Source organism: uncultured Sunxiuqinia sp., from assembly GCF_963974515.1.
Classification (GTDB): Bacteria; Bacteroidota; Bacteroidia; order Bacteroidales; family Prolixibacteraceae; genus Sunxiuqinia.
In genome coordinates this window covers 1-12,277 of record NZ_CAXBDD010000109.1, presented here as the reverse complement: position 1 = coordinate 12,277, position 12,277 = coordinate 1, and the positions used below count along the sequence as shown (strand labels likewise).

Sequence of the window (12,277 nt, the reverse complement as noted above, 5' to 3'; positions counted from 1 at the left end):
TCATGATATAGCTGGCGCAAAGAAACCAGGCTGTGCGGTACTGGCCCAAATGGCAACATAAAGGCGATCTTCGGTACATTTACACCGTCTTTTTGAGCCTGATCCCAGGTTTTCAACAAGGCTTCATAAGACTCCTTCCAGGTAAGGCTACCATTGGTACAGTCAAAAAATACGACATCGACTCCTGCATCTGCCAACCATTCTGCATGTTTGCGCAACACCCATGGATCCGTTGTTTTGTAATATCCCAGCAAAGGTTGTTCCCAGTAAAAAAGGCCTGGCTTTTTTTCGCCCCATGCCGGATGATTGTAATCCTTCAGGGCTTCAGGATACTCCCTGATAATTTCTGTAATGTTTTTTACTGCATAAGTTGTATCATTACTTTGTTGATGCCAGGTCCAATAAAACATGGCAATGGTTTTATCCTTCTTTTTTTGCCCGGCTGTACTATAATCAGCAACTTTCCTGCCCAATGCATCTGTTGCTACCCAGTGGTCACTATTGACCCTCTGCTCCTGTGCCTTTATAGCAGTTATCGACAAAATGACAATCAAGCTGAGCAGAGAAAACTTAATGAGTCTAGCGTTCATAATTAACTGATTTTATTGCTACCGGTCCAAACAAACCCGAAGGCTGCAAAGGACTTTCAGCGTTATATGGAAGATGCGGAGCCCATGTCGGGCGTTTTTCCAAAGGAAGTTTCATATCACCGATTATTCTGTTCACCCAGGTATTTACGACCTCAATTTTGAGCTGGTTTTCACCTTCTTTCACAAAATCGGTTATATCCAAACGATAGGGGGTTGTCCACACGCCTCCGGCATATTGACCGTTTACAGTAACTTTAGCCATGGCGGTTAAAGCACCCAAATCGATGGTAATCCTTTCATTTTCAGGTAATTTTTCAACATTGAAAGAATTGTTGTAAAAAGCTGTTCCTGAGTAGTATTTAATGCGTTCATCATCAGAACCTGTCCAATCTGTTAACGTTTCAAAAACCACGGCTTCTTCAGGGCCTCTTTGGGCAACATCGAAGTTGACTGTCCAAGGGCCTTCTAAATCAGCAATAAGTTCAGCTTCTGGGTAATTTGCTTCAATTCTGTTTACTTTTGCTCCACCTGCCGGCTTGCTGAAAACTACAAACACACTTTCGAAAGGCTCAAGTTTTAAGGGAACTGCTGTAGCTTGTTCTTTTTGCTCATAGGCAGGAAGGTCACGCAAGTATCCTGTTGTTGCCTCCCAGAGTTCAGGCTGCAAGCCTGTAACCCTGAATTCCGGGGTAATAATTTGCTCTTTATCGGTTTGGTTGCTCACAAAATAGATTTCACCATTACCTAAAGTTCTGTGCCCGTAATGAATGGAATTATCTTCAGGTACTTTGCAATCAGGCACACAGTTTATGAAGGCAAACGCCTCTTTCATATCCATGCCATTCAAAATCATCCCTTGACCGAACTTTCGCGATTTTAAGTTTACGCCATCTACATCGCCCCACAACTCAGCGGCCATAGCCTGCACCTGTTGATCGGCTTCGGGCTGGTTTTGTAAACTGGGTGAACGGCTTGGTGAGGGTCCTAAAATAATAGCACCATCGTTGACCAATTGTTTTATTTTTGCCAATAATTCAGGACGCATGGTTTCCAGTTGAGGCAGTACCATTATGCGGTATTGTGTCCCGTGTGGCAAAGTAATCAGACCATCTTCAACAGTCATGTATTTCTCTATTACCTCGGCGTTCATATAGTCGAACTGATAACCCACAGGAAGAGCGGGATCGGTAATACCCGTCATTTTTGGGGTATCTTCGCCAATAAAGTAACATACATCGGCTACGTTTAATCCCTGCTGAAGCATGTAGTTGGTGCGCTTCAGGTATTGTGTATATACGTCCATCTGTGAAAACCAGGTGTTTTTGCGGTTGAAAGGATTACCGAAACCGGCATTTATTCCCGGATTTTTATCCTCGTAGGGCTGGTGTATATAAACATGCAATAAGGTGGCGTTGATCCCTTCGGCAAAGAAACGGTCGCCCCGCTGTTTGATCGATGACGGATAACGACTAAATGCTTTTCCCCCGCAGGTGTTTGATTCCGCCCAAATTTTTGATTTCCCATAAATATGTCCGCATGAAGTTGCAGCACGGTTTTCTATGTCGCCCAAAGAACCTTCGCTCCAGAATTCACCGCCAATTTCGTCCGACTGTCCGCCGTACATCAAAAATTCGCCTGGGAATCCCCAGTGCCCGTAATTCTCCAGCCAGGTTGTCAGGCCGTGTTCGTGACTTATATCTCGTAAACCACCCACATAATCGTAAGCAATCTTGTCTGCAACCAGGCGACGCATATCCCACAAAAAACGATCGGAAGCCTGCTGACTCGCTACCACCATGCCCTGATAAACCGGCAGATATGGAAGTGGATCGTATCCATATACTTTTTCAAATTCCTCTAAAAAGCCATCTGTAAAGTTCTGTCCGCCCTGTTCGTAGCTGTCCTGCACCACCACTTTAAAGCATTTTCTGTCGGCCTCTGGTATTCGTTTCAGTATTTCGCCCATGTGACCATCGAAATGCAAAGCAGCATGTTCCTTACTCATTTTATCCACCTCGTAACCCGTTGCTTCCGGCGAAGCCGGAGAGTTCTTAGTTCCTGTCGGTGTCATCCCTGTTCGGAGAATAATCCAATCACCTTCGGGAACATCCCAATTTAGCATTCCATCAACCACCATGTGTTCAGATATATCCAACACTTTTGAGGGGTCGATTAGTAAATCCGGGTTTTCAACTTCGGCTTGTTGCTTCCATTGATAATCTGACCAGGAAGGTAGTGGCGTATGGTACATTTTTGCAAAGGTCTTTTGTGCATAGTTCTCCACCCTCGGAGCAGAAGAAAGTTTTACTTCAACGATTCCTTCATTGGTGTTTGCCTGTGGGAAAGACCATCCTGTTGGGATTTCATCTTTAAACACCAGACGAAAATTTTTGGCTGTTACGGCAGGAAAAGAAATTAGTACCGGAGCATAGGGATCAAATCCAACATTGATCATGTCATTCACCCGGTTTAAGGTAAATTCTTTCACGTTCCAATATTCGCTCTGCTCATCCTTAACCTGCAAAAGCACATGAGAATAGACTGAATTTTCTGTGCTTTGAATAGAAAGGCTGCGCGCTGTAAATGGTTTATCGGCTTCAAAATTCAGGGTAAATGTATCCCCTTCCGGAAAGGTAATCCCGGTTTTTGTATCGCTATCAGTAATATTTTTCAGGTTATTAACTCGTGGAAAAGAGGAGATTCGTGCCTTATCGTGTGTTAGTACCAGTTCATGGTCTTTCGGTGCCGGATAGGCAATCACCTTGACATCCTGAAACAAGTCTATCGGCTTATCCAGTTTTTGAGAGAATTTTGCCGGCCCTTTTACTTTTGTTTCCGATGCCGTGAGATAACGCATCGCATTTTCGGCTTTCACCCATGGACCGCCCGACTGGCTCCAACCTGGAGAGTTGAAAATTCCAATTTCGATGTTTAGTTCGGTTGCTGTTTTCAGTGCTAGATGTAGAATTTCCCACCACTCTTCACTGAGCATTTTTACCTTTCCATAAGGCACATCGTCCAGACCAATATTGCCTATAAAAGCCCGGTTAATTCCAACTTCCTTCATGGCATGAAGATCCTTAACGACACCATCTTTAGAGATGTTATCCGAAATCCAGTACCAGTAAACAGCAGTTTGCATCGTATCGGCGGGAGTGATAAATCCTTCAGCCAATTGTTCCCTGGATTCATGAAGTTTCTGCTTGTCTATTTGAGAAGTGCAGCCAAAAATGATACTTGCTAAAATTGCTATAGACGCAACAATAATTATTTCCCTTTGTATATTCATAATATTTTCCCTTGTATTTTCTATATTGATATAAACAAAACGACTGATTCATAATTATAACTCCTTGCAAAGTCAGCTATCACCCTCTTTATTTGCCTTTGGCAAGTTTTTTTATGTCCTATTTCAAGCTGACAACTAGTCATAACGCTCTTTTTCTACTAAATCTTCCGGAAAATCACCATGAGACTTATAAGCATCGATATAGGTTTTCATAAACTGATAATACAAATCTCCATGGCCACCTTTCATAGGTTCAATATCACGACTGGCTTCCCTGGAGTAGTCGTCAACAAACCGGGTTGCTCCATTTTCATCTACAAATCTTTGCGCCATCCATTCGTTCCACCACGTAATCGTGACAACTTTTGGTCTTATGGAAAATACTCTTCGCCATTGTTCCTGAAAAGTTTTGCCTCCTCTTCTTGTTGTTGCTGTTTCATAGCTCATATAAGTTTCCTGATGAGCAATGGACACAGAGATCTGCTCAGCTCTGCTTCCGTTCATCGCCACGTTTTGAGGTTCATCCTGAAGAAATGACCATTCCCTGGGAGCTAAAGTATTCTGCAAACCCCACATTTTCCGGCACGTAAAGTTATTTGAAAGCGACTGGTCGTTAGCATCAATGGGATCTTCTGTTGTTATTAAAAAAGGCTTACCCGACCAATAAACAAACAGCTCATCGTATTTTGACGATTTATAAAACAGATCATAGATCTTTAAACCGTTAGACGACCTGTCATCAGCACTATTCTGACACCAAAAAACAATAGCTGGCGTATCCTCTCCTGCTTGTCGTAATTCCAATGCCGTATTACACAACACCTCTGCATCTTCCAAAAGCATGGAAGCCAGTCCATTCGTAAAATCAAGAATAATAAAATCAACTTTTGCTCTCTGAAGTTGACGTAAGTGTGTTCTTATGACATCAACATTGTCAGAATTATAATACCCCAAAGCAGGCTCAGCCCAATAATGAAAAGCATGAACCGGCCCCCATTGAGGATCATTCGGATTTTCCTTCCGTATTTCAGTGATATTATAGATTGATGGTCGGTAAACATTATTAAACCAGACGCTGTAACAGATACTTACGACATCATTCATCTGAGTTATATCAAGGCCCTTAACTTTTTCTTGCCTTGTATCCGGATTGCCGGGAACATCAGACACGTCAGATAATTTTCGATCTGATGAGTTGCAGCTGCAAATTGACACACATAAAAGAGCGATAGCAAACCTGATTCTCCATGTTGGAAACGAGCTTAAGGAATTCGTCTTGCAAGCGTATATTCGGCAACTTGACTGGAAGATTGTAATCGCTATCATAGTTATTTATTCAAAAATTTATCCGTGAATATTCAGTTTTCAAAGCGATCTATTCAACAATTACAACCTCGACCTCCTCTGGAGCTCGATAGGTCGTTTTAACTCTCCCACCATCCGTTTTCTGATGCTCTATTTCTATGATCCCGTATGGTGTAGGGAAAGTTCCTCTTACCCACTGAAGATCGCCTAAGTGAGGATTGAGCATCACTTTTTTACAGCCAGGCTCCAGTACCTTGACGCCCAACACATGTTGCGACAACCAAGCTGTAGGACCTGATGCCCAACCATGGCAAAAACTATGACGTAATCCTACGTAGCAATAATCGCCGTATGTTTTGTGGATATCCACCTTGTCGGCATTGGGAAGTTCATCAATTCGTCCGGCATTAATAGTCCAGTCGATGTTAAAATCTTCCCAAAAAGAAGTCGCTCCCATATCGAGCATGGCTCCCCAGTATTCACGAATAAACGACATGGCATCCATATAATTCCCTGCCTTCGCCATGGCATTCAGCACATAGTAACCGTAAAAAGTTGATATGTCTTTTACGCCGTCAACGGTCAATAATTCATCATTCACCGTTTTTGCGTCTGCCAAACCGGCAAGTACCATTAAAGCGCCAGGCGATTTCCTGGTTGGCAGTTCCGGGGTATGCTTGTTTAATTTTTTGATTGTGTTTTGATAATGAACTACTTTCTCGTTTTCACCAAGAATTTTAGCCATTTCTTTTCCGGCTTCAAAAGTCATTACCATCATGGATTGTAATCCGGCATGAATAGCCATTGAGTCTTCACTGGTTGGCCAATCTAAAAAACGATTGCCATCCAGCATCTCTTTCCCTTTTTTATCAATTTTACTCTCCAGTTTCGAAAGCAATTCAAAAATATAGTTCTGATGTTTTTTCAAATAATTCAAATCGCCCGTGTTCAAATAGTATTGGTGCTGTATCAATAACCACCACATTGAATACGAACTAATTCCATTCATCCACTCATCTGACGGTGTTATTTCGGCAATAAAATCCAGTGATTTTGTGATCACCTCATTCGCTCCAAATACGGATAAAATTGTCATCACTTCAGGATGCATATCCCCTACCCATACCAAACGGTCTCGCTTAATTCCATCCCACAAGTAATCTTGCATATTCAGATGAACCGTGTAGGCACCCGTTTCCCAGATTTTATTTAAGCGTTCATCATTTGACTTAAAAGAACCCAGATATTCTAAATCACGCATAACCGAAATAGCACTTACTTCCCTTAAGTGGAGGGTAACATCATGATCCACCAGATCGATTCTTACAAAGCGAAACCCGGTATTGCCAATTTCAATTTTACCACACCAGGGTAATTTTATATTCCAATCACGAATGGCATGATCGTTGGTGGCACTTGTTGAATCATTAATTTCAGCCATGGCTTCAGAAACCGATTCTCCAAACCTAACACGCACGTTTACAGGTGTAGTACCAGGCCACATCCCCGTAACAATTTCCAATCCACCGTGCAACTCTTTTCCAAAATCAAGCAATATGGAAGCTTGTTCTTCAGAATTTGTCATCAGGCATAAATCGGTATTTACCGTTGATGCCTGGTGTTTGCCTTCTTTCAACAAACGTTCAGCATTGATAATCTCATCATCATTGGATTGCCATACAATTTTTTTAGGGGCAACATAAGTGCGCTCAATCTCTCCGGTATATTTTTCGATTTGTTGCTGCCCCAAACAACTGAATCCAATTGTCAGAAAGGCAACAAAGTATATTCCTCTATCTATTTTCATTTATGTATATCTTTTGCCAATAACGTTTATTAAAATCTCTTTACCATTTTCGCAGCATTGTCAAGTTTTATGAAGCAATCTTGATCTGACGATTATTTGACATTCAATTTCATTGTTGAGAATTGTTCTTCTGATGCAATGCTTCAATTGTCTTTCGGATTTCGGAAAGGGAACCAACAATGATAAAATATTCATATTCGTACACACTATTTTTATTCAGTATTGCCTTTGTCACAGGGGCGATGTAAGAGGTCGAGCTGTCCGTGGATTCACCCCCGGGATGCCCTGCCATTCCGGCCAGGAAGTTTGTGCAACTGGGTGAATAGACGGCCATTCCCCATTTATTTTTGTCCACAAAGGCCATCCAGTTTTCTGTTACCTTGTTGTCATCGTATCGTCCCCAAAAACCGTCTTCAAGATGTTCGACAGTAGGATTAGCCATCGGGGCTCCAGTAAATGGAGCATCACCAAAATAAGAATACAAATTATCAAGAGCAGAAATTGGATAAACTGCAGGTAATTCCTGATCATTTAAAACGCCTTCGCCATATATTGTATCGGTGCGGTGACAACTCAGCTTATTTCTAACTTTCAATACATTTCCGTTCAGGGTCGTCCACTGTTCCATCTCGGCCTCAGCCGGATGGTTATTCATATCCCACTGCATCGGAATACACTTAACATACATCTCATTTTCAGATTTTTGAAAGTCAAGAATTTCTGCTCGGTTTCGAAAAGCATCTCCCACCTGTATGGGATTCCAACTCCACGGTGACCAGTCTGGTGATTGACCTTCTTCCTGTCGATTTACGCTTTTCCCAGCGTAGTATGATTGCTGGATATAACGCCCTTCATCATAAATATTAACAATACTTCGATCTTTCCCCGATAACGACAAGTATGATATGGCACCACCTCTTGTTAAATCGAGCTTAAGCGTCAGAATTCCGTTATCAATTACCGGGCTACTACTCTCAACATGCACCAAAGGTTGCTGATCATTCTGGCACTGGGCAAACACGAACATTTGAAAGCTCAGGAAAATAATGCCCATGCAACTTTTCAAACTGGAAACAAGCCCCTTTTGATTCTCTGAAATTAGATTACTCATTACCTACTTCGTTCATGATAACTTTCCACATCATCGATTATCGACGCTCTCTGGAGAATTACCTCATTATTTATGTTTTTTAATTTATTTTATGCAAACTACGATTAAAAGAATTACTCGCAGCAAATCGAGATTGTTTTTTCGTTTCAACAATAAACTGAAATGGAAGAAAAGCAGCCCTGAAGGCTGCCTTTCCTCACTCTCAATGATATTATGAACTTACCAACCAGGATTTTGCCAATTATTATCGGTAAAATTCTCCATCTTAGAAACTTCCAGCTGGTTAATCGGGTACAGAAGGTATTTATCAGCATTGGTTCCCCGTTCCTTTAACTTGATTCGATTGTAGTTGTAACCACTATCAGTTTTAGTAATTTTCATACCTGTTACAAAACCATCTGTCTGACTCAGGATTTTCCAACGGCGAACATCAAAGAAACGATGTTCTTCAAAAGCCAACTCCACCTGACGTTCATTACGATAACGTACTTCAAAATCTTCTTTAGATAAACCCGTTGGTAATGCCGGCATACCCACCCGTTCACGTATTGTATTGACTGCATCACGAGCGGACATCGTTCCAACCAAAGCATCTGGTCCTGCCGACTCATAAGCAGCCTCCGCAAAATTCAAGTAAAGCTCCCCAAGACGGAAGATCTTCATTAGTCCGTCAGCATCAACATTTGGTCCTGATTTATAGTTATTAAACTTACGCAGATAATAGCCGGTACGTGTATTTCTTGTTTCTGAAATACGATCAGATATTTCGCAATTTCCACCGACAAAGGTTTCCACTGGTGTTGGTGCTGGCGGGGGAGTAAAGCTCTCTATTCTAAAATTTCTAATTGTAATTTCATAATCCGGCCCGCCTGTGATATCAAACCTCAAGAAGTGATCTTGAGGTTGAGCACCGCCATTAGCATTAACACCAAATCCCCAGGTATTAATTGCCATGGTAAGATCGTATTCAAAACGTGTCCATTCAGACGCTTGTTCTATTACTATATTCGGTCCTGTTTCAACACCTCCTTGTGGGCCACCGGCCACGCAAAAGAAAAATTCTGAGTCAGTAATTGTTTTATTGCTTTTATATTCGAAGGAAATAACCCGGCTTGCACCAGGACTTAAAGGTCGGGTCAAAGTTGACGTATGGATCCATGGGTCCCCACCTGTTGTAGTAAGCGTGACTTCTTCTCCATTTTCCGTCATCGAAACGTTGTTAACCACTGACGGTAAAAAACTAAGTGGAAACAAATCTTTCTCGACGATACCAGTGGTAAGAGAACGAGGAGCGTCATTGTAATAAATAGACGCATAAAAGCGTGGATCTCTTCCTTCATAAGGATTCGCTGGGTCGTAACCGGATTCTGAATTTAAAATCGGCTGTAAATGACTGGCATCAGAATATCCCAAGACCGGCATCTCACCCGTCGCTTTCATTCCATATGCATCAACCAGTTCCTGAGATGGACCTGCTCCTGCTTTTTCCATACCTTCCGTGATCGGTGTGCCAGCCCACTTCCATACATTAGTTCTCGCTGCTGTAGTTTCGAAAATCGTTTCTTTATCAACCGATCGACTGGGATCAGAACGATTAATGAAATAGAAAGCATACGCATTTTGGGCAACGTCGGCCGCTGGAGTAATGTCGAAAAGCTGAAATCCGTGTGCAAGACACTCATCAAGTGCTGTTTTGGTAATTTCAGTTGCTTTTGCCCAAGTATATTTGCTGCCGTCAGTAAACCAAAGAGGACTGGCCGCATATAAGGCAGCCTGCGACATGACCGCATGAGCAAATGCACGGGTTACATGACCACGCTCATTATCGCTAATATTCCAACGAAATCCAACGGTAGATTTTCCACTTTCAGGAATGGCCAATGCTGTATTACAATCTTCAAGGATAAGATCGACACATTCTTCGAAACTGGCACGAGTGTCTTGCGAAAAATCATGGGTGACTTCGTAGGGGGATTTAATAATCGGGACTCCACCATAACGTTTTATCAATTGAAGGTAATAAAAAGCCCTTAAAACAAGGACTTCTCCTATCCAACCATTTTTTTCATCTTCATCAATACTCGCTGTTGCCAGGGCGGGATCGTTAATCGTTTCCAGAAAAGTATTGCACTTACGTATTCCGGTGAAGTAATGAGCCCAGACGTTCAAATCCCGGGTAAGCGGGTTGTTCGACGAAGATGTGCTGTTATTATACCAATCATTCACAACACCACTTACGCCGCCACTCGCATCATGCGCCTCATCACTGAATGAAGCCAGTGGAGTATTTCCATAGGTAAAACCTACTTGAGGAATATAATCACGACATCTGTCAAAATAATTTCTGGTCGTATTGTATTCACTGAAAATATCTTCCAGCGTCAATCGTCCGTCTGAAGTCAGGTCAAGATCAGCGCATGATGCAAGACCAACTATCACAACAACAATCACAAATATTTTATAAATATATTTTTTCATGTTATAGCTGTTTAAAAAGTTAGATTAAGACTAATATTGTATACACGGTAAGGTTGGAAAGTATCCATGCGACCAATTTCAGGATCAATATATTTACTTTTCACCTTATCGATTGTAAACAAATTCTGAACATTTAATGCCATTCGAATACGTTCCGACGTGGTTTTAGAAGAAAGATTTACCGGGAATTTATAAGCCAGCTCCAGGTTCCGCAAACGCAAGAATGAACGGTCCATCAAGAAAAAATCACTGTTCACATGGTTCGTCGAAGGAGACATTGACAGAGCCGGGAACGATATGTTTTCACCAGCCGCATAGCGCTCCGGAGTCCATGCATTCAAATGAATATCGTTGAATTGACCTTGGCTCCCATTTTCATAGGCTCCAACACCACTCAAAAATTGAGACGTGTTTGTTACGCCATGAAAAAGATAAGATAGTTCCAGATTTTTCCAATTAAAACCACCGTTCAGAGTATATTCCTGCTCTGGAATATGGGAATATCCCATCGGTGCGTGATCCTTTTCATCAATAACCTGATCATTGTTTAGGTCCTGATAGATAAAGTCTCCCACACGCGGTGTCCCAAAAGAATAAGTTAGACCTGAGTTGGCCAATTCGGCAGCAGAATTAAACATCCCTGTACCATTACTCCTATCAATCATATAGCCCCATAATTGACCAACATGATATCCTTCAGTTCGATACTGATAAGCATATTCTTCCGAGAAAGGCGATTCGCCTATGTCAATGACTTTATTCTCGGCCTGCATAAAACTAAAATTGGCATAGGCAGAAAAATCTTCTGAGAAGTGTTTGTTAAAACCTAAGGAAATCTCATAGCCTTTGTTTTCCATTTGTCCGGTATTCAACTTCGGGTAGTACCCAAGCGGAACACCTTGATATTCAGGAATTGTATAAGAACTATTAACCAACATATTATCTACATTGTCGGCAAAATACTCCAGTCCAAGGGTGAACATTTTTAACAAGCCAAGATCAACGCCAAAATTTAGCTTCTCTATCTCTTCCGCTGATAGTTTGGGATTACCTTTTTCCAATTCCTGACCACTGGAACGAATATTGTCTAAATAGAGCAGACGGGCACCACCGATTTGATCATTTGCAGTGATACCATAGGAAGCTCGAAATTTAAGCAAACTAATAAAATCAACATCGAAAAAATCTTCTTTCGATGCAATCCAGGCAGCTGAAATTGCAGGAGTGGTGATATAGCGATAGTCCTCGTGAAATTGTTCTGACCCTGAAAAAGCAATATCTCCCTTCAAAAAATAGCGATCTTTATACCCGTAAAGGACGCTCGCTCCGAAATTTTGACGTTTGTACGGTAGAATACCATTACTGCTTCCCGTATTCTCCTTCTCCTGAATTAAATAATAGGTTCGCGCTATGGCATCGACACTGTGATCTCCAAACCTTCTTTTGTATTTTATATTGGCCAATACATTAAAATTGTAAAAGAATACAGAGCCCTTACTATATACTAAGGGAGTATTTTCCCACGTTTTGTATTTTGTAAAATTATCCAGCACTGAAAAATCATTCCCCCGAATTACTCTTTGGAAGTCCTGATGCGTGTTGGTTTGATTTCGGATGTAGGTTTGATAAGCCATCGATGCACTCATCGATAATCCTTTGGCAAAGAAACTCAAGTTGACATTCAGACCTGCCTGCGC

General features: G+C 41.7%; 7 protein-coding genes. All 7 read right to left on the bottom strand.

What is annotated here, in order from left to right:
- Positions 1 to 590 (bottom strand): hypothetical protein (locus AAC033_RS16360; RefSeq protein WP_339740079.1); only part of this gene is annotated, 590 nt, incomplete at its 3' end.
- Positions 580 to 3,879 (bottom strand): glycosyl hydrolase, encoded by a 3,300-nt coding sequence (locus AAC033_RS16355; protein ID WP_339740077.1) that lies wholly within the window; start codon positions 3,877 to 3,879, stop codon positions 580 to 582. The genes AAC033_RS16355 and AAC033_RS16360, both read right to left, overlap by 11 nt.
- Positions 3,880 to 4,014: 135 nt before the next feature.
- The gene (locus AAC033_RS16350; protein WP_339740075.1) at positions 4,015 to 5,049 is read right to left on the bottom strand and encodes a hypothetical protein; all 1,035 of its coding nucleotides are present in this window, start codon (positions 5,047 to 5,049) and stop codon (positions 4,015 to 4,017) included.
- Between the two features lie 205 nt (positions 5,050 to 5,254).
- Entirely contained in the window at positions 5,255 to 6,991 is a 1,737-nt protein-coding gene (locus AAC033_RS16345; protein WP_339740073.1) for an alpha-L-rhamnosidase C-terminal domain-containing protein, read from the bottom strand.
- Positions 6,992 to 7,100: 109 nt separating this feature from the next.
- The gene (locus AAC033_RS16340; protein WP_339740071.1) at positions 7,101 to 8,102 is read right to left on the bottom strand and encodes a hypothetical protein; all 1,002 of its coding nucleotides are present in this window, start codon (positions 8,100 to 8,102) and stop codon (positions 7,101 to 7,103) included.
- Positions 8,103 to 8,321: 219 nt separating this feature from the next.
- The gene (locus AAC033_RS16335) at positions 8,322 to 10,580 is read right to left on the bottom strand and encodes a RagB/SusD family nutrient uptake outer membrane protein (protein WP_339740069.1); all 2,259 of its coding nucleotides are present in this window, start codon (positions 10,578 to 10,580) and stop codon (positions 8,322 to 8,324) included.
- 11 nt (positions 10,581 to 10,591) lie between these two features.
- Positions 10,592 to 12,277 (bottom strand): hypothetical protein (locus tag AAC033_RS16330; protein ID WP_339740067.1); only part of this gene is annotated, 1,686 nt, incomplete at its 5' end.